Below are 18,007 nucleotides of genomic sequence, written 5' to 3' on the forward strand. Positions count from 1 at the left end.
ATGCAAATTCAATGGTTCCCCGGTCATATGCACAAAGCCGCCAAAGCTGTGCGCGAAACCTTACCGTCGGTCGATGTTCTGATTGAAGTACTAGACGCACGTATTCCGTTTAGTAGTCAAAACCCAATGATTGCGCAATTGCGTGGTCATAAGCCCTGCATCAAATTACTCAATAAAAGTGACTTGGCTGATCCTGAGATGACTTTGGTTTGGCAAGAGTACTTAGAAAAGCAGCGTAATATTCGCACCTTGGCCACCGATGTGACTACTCACGATAGTCTGCGCCAGATTACTGATCTCTGCCATAAGCTAGTGCCTGCGACCGGCTTGGACGATGAGTACCGCAATGTTCAGGCGATGATTATTGGTATTCCCAACGTTGGAAAATCCACGCTAATTAATGCCTTGGCAGGTCGCACAATCGCCAAAACCGGTAACGAACCTGCTGTTACCAAAAACCAGCAACGGATCAAGCTGGACTATGGTATTACGCTAATCGATACACCGGGCATGATGTGGCCCAAGATTGAACATGAAAACAGCGGCTATCGTCTGGCAGCAACCGGGGCCATTAAAGAGACGGCGACCGATAACACTGAAGTTGCCTTTGCGACTGCTGAGTATTTGTTAGAAGCTTATCCTGAGCGCCTGATTGAGCGCTATCAACTGGAAAGCTTGCCGGCAAACGATCTGGAGTTAATCGAAGCCATTGGCCGATTCCGGGGATGCTTACGTTCGGGTGGCGATGTACTGCTTGAAAAAGCCAGTAATATCCTGATTTCAGAATTGCGTAGCGGTGTATTAGGCCGTATTACCATGGAAGACCCTGAACGCGTCGAGCGCGAGCAAGAAGAAGTATTAGTTGCCCGTGAAGCCAAGCGCCTAAAAGATGAAGCCCGCAAGCAAGGCTTCAAGAAAAAACGTAACCGTTAGTCTCTTCCCTCTCTCCTCAAAAGCAAAGTTCATAAGCTGTTCATTCTAATAAGGTTAATATTAGACCAACACGCTTGTGAACTATTGCTTCATTAACACCGACAAACGGTGGTATCTTCTGAATGGTGACATACCCCATCACAGAATAATCAAGCTCTAATATAATTATAAAATAGCGCATAAATTCTTGTCCCCAACAATAATTTAACTGTGCAGCCAATAACTGAACGGTAGTTTAAAATGACAAAAATCATCAAAGATCATCAAGAAAAGTCTGCTTTGAGCCCAGCCCAGCAAGCACTTGAAGACTCATTAACCATCCCCGATGAAGCGAGCAGTTTAGCGACTATCCGCGATATTTTATTTGGCGAGCAAGTTCGCGAAGTCGAGCAAAAGCGCCAACACTTACAACACGAGCTTCGTGAATCAATTGATGCCTTACGCCAGTCATCTACTTCACAGTTTGAGCGCTTATACGATGAGCTCTACAAACTTCGTGATTTACTTGGCGAAGAGCGCGAAGAGCGCAAATCTGATACTAACGATGGCAATGAGCAGTTATCACAACTTAGCGACTCAGTTGCTAAGATTGATCAGAAGCATACGGATGCTGAAAAAGCCCTTCGCGAATCAATTCTACAAGAAACCAACAAACTCGATCAGCAAGCGCGCAGCTGGCATCAGGAAGTTTCAGAAAAACTGGAACGTGCTTCTAAAGAACTCAAGTCGGACAAAACCGATCGTGGTGATCTGGCTAAAATGTTGCGCGGCGTGGCAGAGCAATTATTGGACGAACCCAAGGCATAACGGCTTTGTTGATGAACTCTCAACCGTCTACAGCTAGTCTTTCAGAGACTGAACTTGAAACCCTGCGGCTTTTGTTGCTAGGGCCAGAGTATAAGGAATTGCTCAAGCATAAGCAGATGCTGGAGAATCCTGAGCGACTTTCTGAGCACCTGTCCCCAGCTATTTCTCAGGCATTGCAGTTGAGAGCGAAGCAAGATGGCAGCTTACAGAAAGTCCTCAATCCTCTGATTACTGGCGCACTGCTTGATTCCGTCTCAGAAGATCCAAAGCCGATTGCGGATGCCTTGTACCCGGTGATGGGTCCAGCCATTCGAAAATCAATCAACAGCACCATGAGCCAAATGCTCAACACCTTCAACGAGTTGCTTGAGCAAAGCGTCTCTCCGAAGGCATGGCGTTGGCGCTTCGATGCATGGCGCACCGGCCGCAGTTACGCCGAAGTGATGTTGATGAAAAATCTGGTGTATCAGGTTGAGCAAGTCTTCCTCATCCACAAAGATACCGGATTACTTCTCCAGCATCTGGTGGCTGAGACCGCTATCAGTAAAGATCCCGACATGGTGTCTGGCATGCTGACGGCGATTCAGGACTTTATCAGTGACTCCTTTTCAGTCGAGCAAAATAGCGGCCTTGATTCGCTAAGACTGGGAGACCTGACAGTACTCATTGAGCACGGCCCCTCCGCAGTACTCGCAGCTGTTGTGCGCGGCCCTGTTCCACAAGGCCTGCAAGAGACACTCAGTGAAACCATTGAAGAAATTCACCAGCAAGAAAACCAGAAACTTAAGCAGAAACTTAAGCAGTACGATGGCGACCCGGCGCAATTTGAACATCTACGCCCTACACTGACGCGCTGCCTGAAAACTCAAAAACGCGACACCCCAGAAGCTGAGCAAAAGAAGAGCAAAGCAGCTAAAAACACTAAACTAACGATGCGGTTATTATGGGTTTTCCTACCATTGTTAATGCTAGCGTTAGCTTATGGTGTTTATTATAGCAGCAACAAGCAAGCGAACTGGGAAGCATTACAGCACAGCATCCAAAGCGAGCCAGGGCTAATACTCACCCAAGCAGTCAAGCAAGATGGCGAATACCATTTGTATGGCTTGGCTGACCCCCTTGCGATGAAACCTGCGGATCTCGTTGCCAAAAGTGCCTTGAGCGATGAAGCTCTTCAACTCGCCTTTAAACCGTATCTGTCACTTGAGTCAGATATTGTTCTAAAACGGTTGAATCAGGCACTGCTTATCCCAAACAGCGTGAATTTAACATTACAAAACGGCATACTGACCGTTCAAGGATCTGCAACAACACAATGGATTGCGGAGTTTAAACAAAAAGCTCCAATGCTTGCAGGCATAAATATAATTAATATCAATCAATTACGTGCTATTAGCGGCTCATAAAATGATAGAGAAGATAAACACAGGACGGACTCCGTGATACAAAAAAAAATCTGTTTATTAGGAGCGTTTGCCGTTGGCAAAACCAGCCTGATCGTTCGGTACGTTGATAGTTTATTCAGCGATAAATACCATACGACAGTTGGCGTAAAAATAGACAAAAAGCAGTTAACCGTTGATGATCAAGATCTCACACTGATGATTTGGGATCTCGCTGGTCAAGATGAGCTTACCCGAGTAAAGACGTCTTACTTAAGAGGCGTCTCCGGCTACATTATTGTGGCTGATGTGACTCGCCCTCATTCTCTGGATATTGCAATCAATATGCATAAAGAGACCCGCGAATTTACGGGTGACGTGCCATTTATTCTGGCACTTAATAAATCAGACCTGACTGACAAATGGCTAATTGACCGCGAGGCAGTAGAAAAGCTACGCCAAGAAGGCGTTACCGTTATCAATAGCAGCGCAAAGACAGGCGAAGGTGTTGAAGACATTTTCGAACAACTGTCGCACCAAATGCTGGGATCAACATCAGCCAATACAACCAAAGCAGCAGGGAACTAAGATTCCATGAGCCAGATACTGTCAAAAGTTTACCAGTCAATGAATATCGCCGTACTAGAACGGCAGAGCGAGCGCACGTTTAATCTATTAACGGATGCGCCGAAATGGCTTGAGCACTTCTGTGGCCCCCAACCAGGGATCAACCAACCACTAAATTTAAGTGGCACATTCCCCTTCCTTGATTGTTTTATGGAGGAAGCGGAAGAGTTTTGGGCATCTAAAGTGAACACGCCTCAACGCTCAGGCGCTTGGATTGAGTTCAGCCCGAGTGGCGAAGAGATTCCATTAGAAGCTACTGTAATGTGGCAAAATGACCAGTGCTTGCTAATTATTCAGGATTTGGGTGAAGAGTATTATAACGAAGTGGTCCGCCTGCAAAGCTTCCGCGATCACTCATTAACGCAGGAAAGTCTGCAAGCTGAAGTTGAGGCTCAAACCAAGGAAATTCGCTCGCGTGAAGAAGCGATTGCCATGACCCTGCTCACCGCTGCGGGTCACCGCGATCATGAGACAGCCTCTCATGTCCGACGCATTGGTTTATATGCCGAAGTGATGGCCAAGTCCTTAGATTGGGACCCTTCTGAAACGGCTGATATCCGTATCGCAGCACCCATGCATGACATCGGTAAGATTGGTATTCCTGATCGGATTTTGCTGAAGCCTGGCAAGCTGGACGAGCAAGAATTTGAGATCATGAAAACCCATGCGGCGATTGGCGCAGATATGCTCAGCGGCACCGATATTCCGCTGCTGAAAATGGCGTCTGATATTGCTCTTTGCCATCATGAGCGCTGGGATGGCACTGGCTATCCACGCGGCTTAGCAGGCAAAGACATCCCAGAATCTGCACGCATTGTAACCATTGTGGATGTGTATGATGCATTAGTACACAAGCGGGTTTATAAAGAAGCCTCTAGCGAACAAAGTGCGCTTAAACTCATGTCACAAATGGTCGGCAAGCATTTTGATCCGGAACTATTCAAAGTATTTTTGGCGAACCTGCCTACCTTGAATAGCATCCGTATGACCCATGTCGAACCCGTAAAAGCCTAAAACTTAAGAGATGGCCTGACCCATTCTAAGTGTCAGGCCTTCTTTTAAGGCTTCAGATAATGCCGGGTCGGAAGACTCCATTAGCAAGACCACGGTTGACCCCATATTAAAGCGCCCCATTTCCTCGCCCTTCTCCAGTACAACCTGACCCGCATCATATTGCTTGCGACCAACCTGCTTACCTTTCGGTGGCGTTACCAAACCATCCCACACCGTTTCAATCGCAGCCACATTAATTGCGCCTACCAGCACCATAATCATCTGGCCATACTCCGTTTGGAAGCGTGCGATGACTCGCTCATTGCGGGCAAAAATACGGGAGACTGTTTTAACGGTATGTGGCGCCACACTAAATAAGCGCCCCGGAACATGGACTTGCTCCAGCAACTCACCTTTTAATGGCATGTGCATACGGTGGTAATCACGAGGTGATAAGTAGATGGTTGCGAACTGGCCTTCATCAAACACTTCAGCGGTTGCACCATCACAAGCCAGCAATTCACGAACCGTATAGTCCTGCCCTTTCGCTTGAAAGATGCGACCTGCTTTGATTCTGCCTGACTGACTTACTGTGCCATCCACCGGACTCACCAATGCGCTATCGGCAATTGGCCGCAACTCTGGGTTAATCGCTCGGGTGAAAAACTCATTGAAAGTTTTATAGTGCGCTGGGTCAGTAAATACAGCCTCGTTTAAATCAACTTTGAAGGCTTTGCTAAAAAGCTTAATCGCAGGCGTAACTAGTGGCGACTTAATACGCGTCAGCTTATAAACCACTCTTGAAATAGCGTGGTGTGGCAAAGCGTACAAAGATCCGGATTTAATATAATCAAACAGTGAAGCGTTCATTTTTGCCCTTATTAACCTATCTGACTATTCAGAAAGCGTAAATTAAGCGATGATACGCGATTCAGAATCAGGAAAACAGCACATGCACCCTTTTGAAGAATTTCAGCAATTGAACACGGCAAAAGACGTCATTCGTTGGGCGGCGAGCCGATTTGGCGAAGCACAACTCGATTTCGGTCATGGCCTGCCAGGCGCTATCGATGAAGCCGTTTATCTTGTACTGAGAGGCCTTCACCTACCGACCGACACGCCAGCTGTTTACTGGGACGGCATGCTGACCTCACCTGAAAAACAACACTTATACAACATGCTGACGCGTCGTATTGATGAGCGTTTACCAGCGGCTTACATCACGCAGGAAGGCTGGTTTGCAGGCATCCCATTCTTTGTGGATGAGCGCGTACTGGTGCCCCGCTCTCCAATTGCAGAATTGGTTGAAACCCAGTTTGAGCCTTGGGTAGATCCGGAAGAAGTGGTTAACATTCTTGACCTATGTACTGGCAGTGGTTGTATTGGTATTGCGTGCGCCTATGCATTCCCAAATGCCGATGTTGATCTAGTGGATATTTCTGAGGATGCCTTGGAAGTCGCCAATATTAATATTGAACGCCATGATGCCGCCAACAGAGTGGCAGCAATCGCCTCTGATGGTTTGCGAGCACTTGATGGTAAGACCTATGACATTATCGTGAGCAACCCACCGTATGTGGATGCTGAAGATATGGATGCATTGAGTGCTGAATTTAAACATGAGCCAGAACTCGGTTTAAGCTCAGGGCACGACGGCTTAGATCTGACTCGCCATATTCTGACTGATGCCGCGAAACACTTAAATGAAAATGGGATTTTGGTGGTGGAAGTGGGTAACAGCCAATATGCCTTGCAAGCCGCATTCCCTGAAGTGCCGTTTCAATGGTTGGAATTTGAACGTGGTGGTGATGGCGTGTTTTTGCTAACTAAAGAACAGCTGGAACGCTTTTTCTAAGCGCCCCAGCCCAGCAAATTATCCGATACGACGGTTGAAGCGTACAAGTAGCAACATCAGTAATAAGATACTGAAAACGCCGACCACTACAGGATAGTTTCCAAAGCGCACATAAGGTGTACTGCCGGCATAAGCAACGATTTCGCCGGTGACTACACCTTGTGTATAAGGTGCGACCGTTTCAACAATCTCGCCTTGTGGGTTCACAATGCCAGAGACGCCAGTATTGGTTGCTCGCAGTAAATAACGCCCTGTCTCCAAAGCGCGCATACGAGCAATCTGCATATGCTGATAGGGCTGCAGTGAATTGCTAAACCAGCCGTCGTTGGTGACATTCAATAGGAAATCCGCTTCCGGTAAGTCCTGAATAATCTCCTCGCCAAAGGCATCTTCATAGCAAATACTGACTTGCGCTTTTAGCCCATTAATATCCAACAAACCATCTTCGGTACCGCGAGTCAAATTATCGTAAGGAATATCCATCCAACGCTCTAACCAGCGCAAATACTTCAATAAGGGAATGTACTCACCAAGCGGGACTAAATGGCGCTTAGAGTAGCTATCAGGGTACTCGGTGTTATCACCTAACACGATCACACTGTTCTCAAACTGACCCTTCTCATTTTGTAAGAAGCCGCCCAATACTAAGCGACTGTTATTAGCTAAGGCTTCGCTCTGCATCGGTGCCATCACTAAGTCATTAAACTGAGTAAACATGCCCGGAATCGCGGTTTCCGGCCAGATAATCAGATCGCTATCCCAGCTTGCACGCGTCATATCCATATAGCGCTCAACGGAAGGGGCGCGCATCTCTGGAAGCCATTTTTGATCTTGAGCAATATTTCCCTGTAATAAGCTGACGGTAATGCGCTTATCCGTAGCGGTAGTCCACTGCAAGGTCGAGGCATACCAAGAAACGCCTCCCAGTGCTGCAAGAAACAACACACCGACGATACGATTCCAGTGCGCCATTGGCTCTGAAGTTCTCACATAATTAGCCGCAGGCAAGCCCACTTGATGATAACGCTCTATCAGAGGTGAGTTAGTTAATGCCACCAAGCCCGCTGCGACTAATGCACCAACCCAACTAACCAGCAAAGTGCCACCAATCGGTGCTAGGTACGCAAGCCAGGTATCACTTTGGGTATGGCCTAGATACAGCCATGGGAAACCTGTCAGGAACCAGCCCCGGAACCACTCAACCAGCACCCACGCTGCGGGATACACCAATATCAACCGGAAAATCAGCAAGCTTCTAGTGAAGAAAGAAATAATCCAACCGAACAAGGCGATTTGCAGCGCTAGCACCATAACAAATGCCAGCGTTAAAAAACCCGCTAATACGGCAGGCGCTTGGGCAAAGCTGTGCATGCTTTGATAAACCCAAGAGGCACCCACACCGAATAAACCGACACCAAAGCACCAACCAAGCATGACCGAATGCAGTCGTCGGGTAGACAGAGACACCAGATAAAACAATGCGGCAAGCGAGAGGAAGGCAAGAGGAAAAATATTCAATGGCGCGAAAGCCGGCACCATACAGGCACCGGCAATTAATGAATAAAGGTAGTTGCGCCTTTTAAAATCAGACTGCATTAATCAATTCCTTAAGCGGCTTTAGCGGTTTGCACCTCTAACAGCTGAATTCTGCGACTATCACTTCGCAACACCCTAAATGTGATATTCCCAATCACTAAGCTTTCATCCTGCTTGGGTATTTTACCGAATTCATTGGTGATAACCCCACCGATAGTATCGAATGTACCATCTGGTAGTGCCGTTTTAAAATAATGGTTGAATACCTCAACCTCAGTGCCCGCCAGTACGGTGAAACGCCCGTTACCGTGTTGACGGATATCTAATTTATCATCGATATGATCATGCTCATCGTCGATCTCTCCAACGATTTGCTCCAACACATCTTCGATAGTGACGAGGCCAGAAGTGCCGGAATACTCATCCACCACCACAGCCATGTGATTGCGGCTACGACGAAAATGAGCCAACAAGGTCTCCAGTTTTTGACTCTCTGGCACCACAATAGCCGGGCGCAGAATATCATCGATATCAAACTCTTGCTCGCGACCCACATATTTAAGAAGGTCCTTTGCCAGCAACACTCCTTCGACATCATCAAGGTCCTTATCCAACACAGGATAACGCGAGTGACCGGACTCTAATACCCGATTTAAAATACTGTGAAAGCTATCATCGTGGTAAACAAACTGAATATTAGCGCGAGGAATCATAATATCCCTCACCTGCAAGTTATCAACCTGCAACACCCCTTCCAACATACTCAAAGAGTTGGGTGCAATAATATTTTTTTGTTGTGCAATTCGTAGTCGTGATACTAGCTCATCGGTGTCTTTTGCCGATAAATCAACATTTCTTAACAGCCAATTCTTTAACCACGACGGTGGCTTTATTTTAACCTTCTTGTGTTTCATTGTATGGATCGGGAATTCCCAACTCTCCAAGTAGTTTGATTTCAATCGCTTCCATTACAGCCGCTTCGTCTTCAGTAATATGATCATACCCCTGCAAATGCAACACACCATGAATGAGAAGGTGAGCCCAATGCTGGTCTTTGGTCTTTTTTTGCTCTAAGGCTTCTTTTTCAACCACCTCAGCGCACACAACCAAGTCACCCAAATACGCCGCATCTTCTTCATCTAAAACCTCTGGAGGCAGATCAGAAAAGTCGCTGGGAAATGACAGGATATTGGTCGCGTAATCTTTCTCACGGTAGCTGTTATTCAACGACCGCCCTTCTTCTGCACCCACAACACGCAGCACCGCAGAAGGAGTATCAAACTCCCCCTGATAGGCGCTAGCGGCACATTGTGTCAGCCATTCAAGATCAGGCAGCTCCACCTGATCAGGGTTTTGAATTTCAAGCTGTAACATCTATCAGCTCCCAAACTCATCGTAGGCTTCTACAATGCGCTGTACCAAAGCATGACGCACAACATCTTTGGACTCAAAGAAGCAAAACTCAACCCCTTCAACGCCCTGCAGAATATTGGCAACGTGCTTTAATCCGGATGTTTGATGCTTCGGTAAATCGATTTGCGTGATGTCGCCGGTTACTACTGCCGTCGAGCCAAAGCCCAAGCGCGTCAGGAACATCTTCATTTGTTCAACAGTGGTGTTTTGCGCCTCATCCATAATAATAAAAGAGTCATTCAAAGTACGTCCACGCATGTAGGCTAGCGGCGCAACCTCAATAACCTGCTTCTCGATGAGTTTATTCACCTTCTCAAAGCCCATCATTTCAAACAAAGCGTCATACATAGGGCGCAGATACGGATCGACTTTTTGCGACAAGTCACCCGGTAAGAAACCAAGCTTTTCACCTGCCTCAACCGCGGGGCGCACTAAGATAATCCGGCGAACTTCATCGCGCTCCAACGCTTCAACCGCACAGGCAACCGCCAGATAGGTTTTACCGGTTCCCGCAGGACCAATACCAAAGCTCAAATCGTGGGTTTGTACCGCATGGATATAGCGATTCTGATTCGGTCCGCGACCTTTAATCACACCTTTCTTGGTACGAATGCTGGATAGGCCGGGCGATTTACTGCGATCTTCGCCAGTAGACTCATGAAGGTGAAGGTGAATAGCCTCAGGGCTAAGCTCTTCACTCATGGTCAGTTGATACAGGTGCTGGATAAGGTCAACCGCACGATTAACGTTGGCAGGTAAACCGCTCACCGTAAATGCAGGTCCGCGATTACTAATCCCGACATCCAGGCCAGATTCTAGCTGGCGGAGGTGCTGGTCAAGCTGACCACAAAGATTCATTAGTCGGGCACTATCTGCCGGCTCTAAATCCACAGAAACTGAATGCAGCTCTGCAGTATCATTATTTGAATTTTTCAAACAGTAAGGTTACTCCGTTAGGGTAAATATCAACTATTGTGTCGCTTAAGCATAATAGAAAGCGCGTCATAATGGGAATAGTCTATTCGTTTATTTTACCTGATAAACCCACTTTCAGATGCCTTAAACCAACAAAGGCACCAACCGCGTTAACAGTTAGTGCCTTTGCTTAGATCACGTTAAGTGGATCAGACCGGGTTTAGCCCCCGAAATCATCCAACATAATGTTATCTTCTTCAACGCCAAGATCATCCAGCATGTCGATAACCGCCGCATTCATCATCGGTGGACCACACATGTAGAACTCACAATCTTCTGGAGCTTCATGGGTATTCAGATAGTTCTTGTACAAAATATCATGAATAAAGCCCGTGTAACCCGTCCAGTTATCTTCAGGTTGTGGGTCGGATAAGCCAAGATGCCAAGTGAAGTTTTCATGCTCAGCAGCCAACTTGTCAAACTCTTCAACATAGAACGCTTCACGTAAACTACGTGCACCGTACCAGAAGCTGATCTTACGCTTACTAGCCAAACGACCTAACTGATCGAAGATGTGTGAACGCATTGGCGCCATACCAGCACCACCACCCACAAACACCATCTCAGCATCGGTTTCTTTCGCGAAGAATTCACCGAATGGACCAGAGATCACAACTTCATCACCTTCTTTCAGGTTGAAGATGTAAGACGACATGATACCAGCCGGAATATCCGTGCTTCCCGGAGGCGGAGTCGCGATACGAACGTTCAGCATGATAATGCCGCGCTCTTCAGGATAGTTCGCCATGGAGTAAGCACGCAATGCAGGCTCTTTCACATGTGACTCATAATCCCAGATCTTGAACTTGTCCCAGTCACCGCGGTACTGCTCTTCAATATCAAACTCTTTGTATGACAAGTCATAGGCTGGAGATTCGATCTGAATATAACCACCCGCGCGGAAGTCAACATTCTCTCCCGTTGGCAGTTCCAGTACTAATTCCTTGATGAAGGTTGCTACGTTGTTATTTGAGCGAACTTTACAAGTCCACTTTTTAACACCGAACACTTCTTCAGGAACTTCGATTTCCATGTCTTGCTTAACCGTTACCTGACAAGCCAGACGGTCGCCGTGAGCAGCTTGCTTACGGTTAATGTGTGCTTCTTCAACCGGTAGCAATGATCCGCCACCATCATGAATCTGTACACGACATTGCGCGCAAGTACCACCACCACCACAGGCAGAAGCAACGAACAAGCCATTCTCAGATAAGGTACCAAGTAGCTTTCCACCAACCGGTACTTTGATCTCTTTCTCGCCGTTAATGCGCAGTGTAACGTCACCGTCTGGCACTAACTTTGAACGAGCAAACAGAATGACGTAAACCAGTGATATTACAATTAGGGTAAACAGCAGAATACCCAAGATAATTTCGAGTGCCATGATTGCTGTCCCTTACAGTTGTACGCCGGAGAATGCCATGAAACCCATAGACATCAGACCGACCGTAATAAAAGTAATACCCAGACCTTGCAGACCTTTAGGTACATCGCTGTACTTGAGCTTCTCACGCACACCCGCCAAGGCAACGATCGCTAACGCCCAACCCAGTCCACTAGAGATACCGTAAACCGCACTCTCGCCAAACGTGTAATCACGCTCAACCATGAACAGCGATCCACCAAGAATCGCGCAGTTAACCGTAATCAACGGCAGGAATACACCCAACGCGTTATATAAAGACGGCAGGTACTTATCCAGAATCATTTCCAGAATCTGTACCATGGCGGCGATAACACCGATATAACTGATCAAACCCAAGAACGTCAGGTCAATACCTTGCAATAAGGCATTTTCCTTTAGGAAAACGTTCAGGATCAGGTTGTTAACCGGAACGGTGATTGCTTGTACAACTGCAACCGCGATACCCAAACCAATCGCCGTTTCAATCTTCTTAGAAAGTGCCAGAAAGGTACACATTCCAAGGAAGAACGATAACGCTAAGTTTTCTACGAATACCGCTTTAACAAATAAACTTAAATAAGCTTCCATTAGTGTGCCTCCCCTGTGCTGTGCGCATGGGACTCATGAATTTTAAAGTCTGGCGCTTCATTTTGCTCAGGCTGCCAAGTACGGATTGCCCAAATCAACAAGCCGATGATGAAGAACGCACTCGGCGGCAACAGCAACAAACCGTTTGATTGATACCAACCACCATCAGTAGTCAGCGGCATGATTTTGTAACCCAACAATGATCCGGAACCAAACAACTCACGGAAGAAGGCAACCACAACCAGTACTAAGCTATAGCCCAAACCGTTACCAATACCATCCAGGAAGCTTAAGCCGACCGGGTTCTTCATGGCATAGGCTTCAGCACGCCCCATAACGATACAGTTAGTGATAATCAAACCAACGAATACCGACAGCTGTTTCGCCGTATCATAGGCAAAGGCCTTCAGTAGCTGATCAACCACGATTACCAACGATGCGATGATCGTCATCTGCACGATAATACGAATACTACCGGGGATGTGATTACGGATCGCACTGATCGAAGCATTTGAAAATGCCGTAACCAGTGTTAATGCCATCGCCATCAACAAGGCGGTCTTCATTGACGTAGTAACCGCCAGCGCCGAACAGATACCAAGGATCTGTAAGGTGATCGGGTTATTACCGATCAAAGGACCAAGTAAATTATTTTTTGCTTCAGGGCTCATGATTAATTGCCTCCTGTTGCGCGAACTTTATTGAGATACGGTGCAAAGCCCTGATCACTCAGCCAGTAATGCAGCATGTTAGTGACACCACGGCTCGTCAGTGTTGCACCTGACAAACCATCAACTTGGTGAATAGCATTTGCATTGGCAGGATCAACCGCGCCTTTAACTACGTCGATCTTAATTTGACCGTCGTTGCCATAGACTTCCTTACCAATCCACTTAGCCTTCCAGTTTGGGTTATCAACCTCACCACCCAGACCTGGTGTTTCAGCGTGCTCGTAGTAGCCAAGGCCAACCACGGTTTTTGCATCACTTTCCAGAGCCAGGAAACCATACAGCGTAGACCATAGACCGTAGCCTTTGATCGGTAGAATGTATGACTTCACGTTCTCGCCATCCATAACCAAATAAACAGACGCGTATTTCGCACGACGTTTAATGGAAGCAACATCGTATTGCTTAGGAATCAGCTCGCTTTGAGCAGGATCTGAAGACGCTTTACGTTGATCATAAGTCGCCGTATCAACATCAGTGACATACTCGCCGGTATCAACATCAACAATTCGCGTTTCGATTTGCTCAAACAACTCATCAACGGATTTGCCCGGTACCATCAAGCCTGCGATTTCCAGGATGTTACGCTTCTTATCAAACGCCTTGTTCTCTTCCTGCATCGGCTTTAGCGCAACTGCCGCAGCAGATACTAATACCGAACAGACTAAACAAGTCGCCAACGCCACAAACAGCGTTTTCTTCGTGCTGTCATTTGGCAGTGCCAAAATATCTTTAACCATACTCATGCTTGCTCTCCTGTCATCACACGCTTCGCACGGCGACGCACATTAGCGCGTACCACGAAGTAGTCAATCATCGGAGCGAAGATGTTAGAGAACAGAATCGCCAACATAATACCTTCTGGGAATGCCGGATTGATTACACGAATCAGTACCGTCATAAAGCCGATCAAACAACCGTAGTAGAAGCGACCGGTGTTGGTCATGGATGCAGATACGGGATCTGTCGCCATAAACATCATACCGAAGGCAAAACCACCCAGTACCAAGTGCCACCACCATGGCATTGCGAACATCGGGTTAGTATCACTACCAATCATATTGAACAGGAATGAAGTCGCCATCATACCCGCGAACACACCCAGCACGATGCGCCAGGAGGCAATGCGAGTTGCCAGCAATACACCACCACCAATAAAGATAGCGAGTGTTGATGTTTCACCAATCGAACCTGGAATGGTTCCGACAAAGGCTTGCCACCAAGTAAATTGCTCTTGAACCGCTGCCATACCACCAGCTGCTGCTAAACCAAGTGCAGTTGCACCCGTGTAGCCGTCAACCGCTGTCCATACCGCATCACCAGACATTGAAGCTGGGTAAGCAAAGTAAAGGAATGCACGACCAACCAAAGCTGGGTTCAGGAAGTTTTTACCGGTTCCACCAAACACTTCTTTACCGATAACCACACCGAAGATGATACCAGCGCCCACCATCCACAATGGGATATCTGGTGGTAGAGTCAGAGAGTAAAGGATTGAGGTAACGAAGAAACCTTCATTAACTTCATGGCCACGAACCAGTGAGAACACCGCTTCCGCAATACCACCGACAATAAACGTTGTCAGGTAGATGGGAATGAAATACGTCATTCCGTGGAAGAAGTTCGCAAAGAAACTACCGGGATCATAGCCAATGCCGTTCAGGAAGAATCCACGCAGACCATCAATACTGGTTAAACCCAGTGTCTGCATCGCTTCATTGGCTTGTAAGCCCGTGTTAAAACACGCCATGAACATAATCGGGAACGTACACATCCACACATAACCCATCACACGCTTCAGATCGAGCGCATCACGGACGTGAGGACCACCAACAGTTTTGTTTGGCGGGCTGTAAAACAGTGTATCCACCATTTCATACAGCACATAGAACCGCTCATATTTACCGCCTTGGGTAAAGTGCGACTCTGCGCCATCTAATAGCCGACGTAAGCGGCTAGGACTAGATGAACCTTTCATTAGCCATCCCTCTCAATCAGTTCAAGACAAGCACGCAGTGCTGGGCCGTATTCATATTTGCCGTGGCAAACAAACGTACACAGCGCCAAATCTTCTTCATCCAACTCCATGCAGCCTAACTGCTTGGCCGCTTCAGTATCACGAACCAATAAAGCACGTAGTAGCTGAGTAGGAAGAATATCCAGCGGCATCACATGCTCAAAGTTTCCGATTGGAACCATGGCACGTGGTGAACCGTTCTGAGTACTGCTCATTGGGAATAATTGCTTGGTGCTCGACAAGGCGTTGACGAATACATTCATCACAGAGAACTTGTTCAGCGTTGGGTTAACCCAGTGCAATAACTGACGTGGCTCACCTTCTGCAATCACAGAAACCTGCACACTGTAACGGCCTAAGTAAGCACTCCAGCCAGCAGCACGGAAACCACCCAGCACAGAACCAGAGATCACACGTGCATCACCTGATTGCAGCTCACCAGCCACCAATTCAGAAGTGCAAGCACCCATGCGAACACGCAGTAAACGCGGGTTTCTCACCATTGGACCAGCCAATGAAATGACACGATCAACACAACGACGGCCAGAGGTAAACAAGCTACCCAGCGCCATCACGTCTTGATAATTCATGTGCCACATTTCACGATCAATGCCCGCAGGTTCGATCATGTGCATGTGAGTACCAACTAGGCCCGCAGGATGCACACCCGAGAAATCCCGAGGTAACACATTGCGAAGTGGGCTTTGTGGAATGTTTTTGCCCGTCTCGTGACACACATAAACGTGCCCGCTAGTCAGTTTTGACAATAGCGTAAGACCGTCTAAGAAGTCTTGCTCACGTTCAGCAATGATCAGCGCAGGATCAGCCGCCAACGGGCTGGTATCCATCGCGTTCACATAGATATGAACGGGCTCGGCATCTGCTGCCGGTACCTTGCTGAATGGGCGTGTGCGAAATGCAGTCCAAGCGCCGGATTCCTGCATATTGCGACGGATCTCGGAAGCCTCAAGCTCATCAAGCTGACTTGCATCATACTTTGGTGAGTTGATGGACTCTTCGTTGTCATCCAGTTCAACAATAATTGACTGGAGAACACGCTTAGCACCACGGTTGATTGCAGACACGACGCCTGCCCCCGGTGAGGTGAAGTTCACACCAGGGTTTTTCTTATCAGTAAAGAGGGTTTGGCCAATCTTAACCTTATCACCTACCTTGACATGCATCGAAGGGCGTAGACCGTGAAAGTCCCGTCCAAGTAATGCTACCTTGGTAATTTTTGGTGATACTGAATCGATCGACTGTACAGGACGGCCCGAAATGGGAACGTCTAAGCCAGTTTCAATCTTCATCGTCTATTTTCACTCAAATATAGAAAGCTTAATCTGCCGACAATTACGCCGGCTCCTTAGTGATAGGAGACATTTCACGCGCGTCATTTTCCACGGCAACAACCTCTCCCCTCAGAGAATTTCTGAAACTATCAGTAATCTTTACATCCACAAAGTTACCAATTAAACGTGGGTTTGCCACGAAGGTCACTGTGCGGTTGTTTTCTGTTTTACCGGATAACTCATTGGCATCTTTACGTGACACCCTTTCTACCAACACACGTTGAACGGTACCCAACATGTTCTGACTAATCTCGGTCGCCATCTCATTAATGCGAGTCTGCAGTCGTTGCAGACGTTCTTTTTTGACTTCTGCCGGAACATCATCGGCCAATGATGCGGCGGGTGTTCCGGGGCGCTGACTGTAGATGAAACTAAAGCTATGATCATAGCCCACATCTTCAATCAACTTCATGGTTGCTTCAAAATCCTGATCCGTTTCACCAGGGAAACCAATAATGAAGTCTGACGAGATACTAATGTCAGGCCTAATCTCACGCAAGCGGCGCAATTTAGACTTGTATTCAATCGCCATGTGTCCGCGTTTCATTGCAGCCAGAATGCGGTCTGAACCACTCTGTACCGGCAAATGTAAATGGCTCACTAGCTCAGGCACTTCGCCATAAACACGAATTAAGCTATCGCTAAACTCAACCGGATGAGAGGTAGTGTAACGAATGCGATCAATTCCATCAATCTGTGCAACGTAGGTAATTAACATGGCTAAGTCGGCCATCTCACCATTATGCATCGGACCGCGGTAAGCATTAACGTTTTGACCTAGCAGGTTAACCTCGCGCACACCCTGCTCTGACAATTGCACAACTTCAGCAATAATATCATCAAATGGGCGCGAAATCTCCTCACCACGCGTATAAGGAACCACGCAAAATGTACAATATTTACTACATCCTTCCATAACTGAGACAAATGCTGATGGCCCATCTGCTTTTGGCTCTGGCAGGCGATCAAATTTCTCAATTTCAGGGAAAGAAACATCCATTACCGTTTTGTGGGTACGGCGGGTTTCGTTGATCAATTCTGGTAGGCGATGCAGGGTTTGAGGACCAAAAATGACATCAACAACCGGTGAGCGCTTACGAAGGTTATCGCCCTCCTGACTCGCTACACAGCCGCCAACACCAACAATTAAATTGGGATTTTTTTCTTTTAGTTTACGCCAACGCCCTAGCTGTGAATAAACTTTATCCTCAGCCTTCTCTCGAATTGAACAGGTATTTAGTAACAGTACGTCCGCTTGCTCCGGATCGTCAGTGAGCTCCAAGCCATCGGAGTCCTTCATAACCTCAGCCATTTTGGCTGAGTCATATTCATTCATTTGACAGCCGTGAGTCTGTACGTAGATTTTGCCGGGCATAGTGTGACCTGTTTAGCGGTG

The 18,007-nt window shown here is 47.3% G+C and carries 18 protein-coding genes; 6 read left to right on the forward strand and 12 right to left on the reverse strand.

The features are described from left to right. From ylqF to LEUMU_RS0112640, 5 genes are all read left to right on the forward strand, one after another. The gene (ylqF, locus tag LEUMU_RS0112620; RefSeq protein ID WP_022952649.1) at positions 1 to 933 is read left to right on the forward strand and encodes a ribosome biogenesis GTPase YlqF; all 933 of its coding nucleotides are present in this window, start codon (positions 1 to 3) and stop codon (positions 931 to 933) included. A gap of 240 nt (positions 934 to 1,173) precedes the next feature. Then, positions 1,174 to 1,740, forward strand: a complete 567-nt coding sequence (locus LEUMU_RS0112625) for a hypothetical protein (RefSeq protein ID WP_022952650.1) — start codon at positions 1,174 to 1,176, stop codon at positions 1,738 to 1,740. An 11-nt stretch (positions 1,741 to 1,751) separates the two neighbouring features. Next, positions 1,752 to 3,146: a hypothetical protein gene (locus LEUMU_RS25930; protein ID WP_157474331.1), complete on the forward strand. Its 1,395-nt coding sequence runs from the start codon at positions 1,752 to 1,754 to the stop codon at positions 3,144 to 3,146. A gap of 33 nt (positions 3,147 to 3,179) precedes the next feature. Beyond that, positions 3,180 to 3,710 (forward strand): Rab family GTPase, encoded by a 531-nt coding sequence (locus LEUMU_RS25935; RefSeq protein ID WP_022952652.1) that lies wholly within the window; start codon positions 3,180 to 3,182, stop codon positions 3,708 to 3,710. Between the two features lie 6 nt (positions 3,711 to 3,716). Next, entirely contained in the window at positions 3,717 to 4,763 is a 1,047-nt protein-coding gene (locus tag LEUMU_RS0112640) for an HD-GYP domain-containing protein (RefSeq protein ID WP_022952653.1), read from the forward strand. A 3-nt stretch (positions 4,764 to 4,766) separates the two neighbouring features. Here the strand turns inward: LEUMU_RS0112640 and asd are convergent, their stop codons facing one another. After that, the gene (asd, locus tag LEUMU_RS0112645) at positions 4,767 to 5,612 is read right to left on the reverse strand and encodes an archaetidylserine decarboxylase (protein WP_022952654.1); all 846 of its coding nucleotides are present in this window, start codon (positions 5,610 to 5,612) and stop codon (positions 4,767 to 4,769) included. Between the two features lie 82 nt (positions 5,613 to 5,694). Here asd and prmB point away from each other — a divergent pair, with 82 nt between their 5' ends. Next, positions 5,695 to 6,597 carry a 50S ribosomal protein L3 N(5)-glutamine methyltransferase gene (prmB, locus tag LEUMU_RS0112650; RefSeq protein WP_022952655.1) on the forward strand — a complete coding sequence of 301 codons (903 nt, stop codon included), beginning with the start codon at positions 5,695 to 5,697 and terminating at the stop codon, positions 6,595 to 6,597. A gap of 18 nt (positions 6,598 to 6,615) precedes the next feature. On the opposite strand, the gene lnt is transcribed toward prmB, so the two are convergent. From lnt to miaB, 11 genes are all read right to left on the reverse strand, one after another. Continuing rightward, a complete protein-coding gene (gene lnt / locus LEUMU_RS0112655; protein ID WP_022952656.1) occupies positions 6,616 to 8,193 on the reverse strand; it encodes an apolipoprotein N-acyltransferase in 1,578 nt (525 codons plus the stop codon). Positions 8,194 to 8,204: 11 nt separating this feature from the next. Beyond that, positions 8,205 to 9,047, reverse strand: coding sequence for a CorC family transporter (locus LEUMU_RS0112660; protein WP_022952657.1), 843 nt, complete (start codon positions 9,045 to 9,047; stop codon positions 8,205 to 8,207). After that, complete coding sequence (gene ybeY, locus LEUMU_RS0112665) at positions 9,028 to 9,507, reverse strand: rRNA maturation RNase YbeY (RefSeq protein WP_022952658.1); 480 nt, start codon at positions 9,505 to 9,507, stop codon at positions 9,028 to 9,030. The genes LEUMU_RS0112660 and ybeY overlap by 20 nt, the downstream gene beginning before the upstream one ends. A 3-nt stretch (positions 9,508 to 9,510) precedes the next feature. Further along, entirely contained in the window at positions 9,511 to 10,404 is an 894-nt protein-coding gene (locus LEUMU_RS0112670) for a PhoH family protein (RefSeq protein WP_084708205.1), read from the reverse strand. Between the two features lie 277 nt (positions 10,405 to 10,681). Further along, the gene (gene nqrF, locus LEUMU_RS0112675) at positions 10,682 to 11,905 is read right to left on the reverse strand and encodes an NADH:ubiquinone reductase (Na(+)-transporting) subunit F (protein WP_022952660.1); all 1,224 of its coding nucleotides are present in this window, start codon (positions 11,903 to 11,905) and stop codon (positions 10,682 to 10,684) included. A gap of 12 nt (positions 11,906 to 11,917) precedes the next feature. Beyond that, on the reverse strand, positions 11,918 to 12,514 hold the full coding sequence (gene nqrE / locus LEUMU_RS0112680) for an NADH:ubiquinone reductase (Na(+)-transporting) subunit E (RefSeq protein WP_022952661.1): 597 nt from the start codon (positions 12,512 to 12,514) through the stop codon (positions 11,918 to 11,920). Then, complete coding sequence (locus tag LEUMU_RS0112685; protein ID WP_022952662.1) at positions 12,514 to 13,185, reverse strand: NADH:ubiquinone reductase (Na(+)-transporting) subunit D; 672 nt, start codon at positions 13,183 to 13,185, stop codon at positions 12,514 to 12,516. Before LEUMU_RS0112685 ends, nqrE begins: the two co-directional genes overlap by 1 nt. 2 nt (positions 13,186 to 13,187) lie before the next feature. After that, positions 13,188 to 13,988: a Na(+)-translocating NADH-quinone reductase subunit C gene (locus tag LEUMU_RS0112690; protein ID WP_022952663.1), complete on the reverse strand. Its 801-nt coding sequence runs from the start codon at positions 13,986 to 13,988 to the stop codon at positions 13,188 to 13,190. Next, complete coding sequence (locus LEUMU_RS0112695; protein ID WP_022952664.1) at positions 13,985 to 15,220, reverse strand: NADH:ubiquinone reductase (Na(+)-transporting) subunit B; 1,236 nt, start codon at positions 15,218 to 15,220, stop codon at positions 13,985 to 13,987. Before LEUMU_RS0112695 ends, LEUMU_RS0112690 begins: the two co-directional genes overlap by 4 nt. Continuing rightward, on the reverse strand, positions 15,220 to 16,569 hold the full coding sequence (locus LEUMU_RS0112700; protein WP_022952665.1) for a Na(+)-translocating NADH-quinone reductase subunit A: 1,350 nt from the start codon (positions 16,567 to 16,569) through the stop codon (positions 15,220 to 15,222). The genes LEUMU_RS0112695 and LEUMU_RS0112700 overlap by 1 nt, the downstream gene beginning before the upstream one ends. 43 nt (positions 16,570 to 16,612) lie before the next feature. After that, positions 16,613 to 17,986, reverse strand: a complete 1,374-nt coding sequence (gene miaB / locus LEUMU_RS0112705) for a tRNA (N6-isopentenyl adenosine(37)-C2)-methylthiotransferase MiaB (protein WP_022952666.1) — start codon at positions 17,984 to 17,986, stop codon at positions 16,613 to 16,615. Positions 17,987 to 18,007: the final 21 nt, after the last annotated feature.

The organism is Leucothrix mucor DSM 2157, assembly GCF_000419525.1.
In the GTDB taxonomy this organism is placed as follows: domain Bacteria; phylum Pseudomonadota; class Gammaproteobacteria; order Thiotrichales; family Thiotrichaceae; genus Leucothrix; species Leucothrix mucor.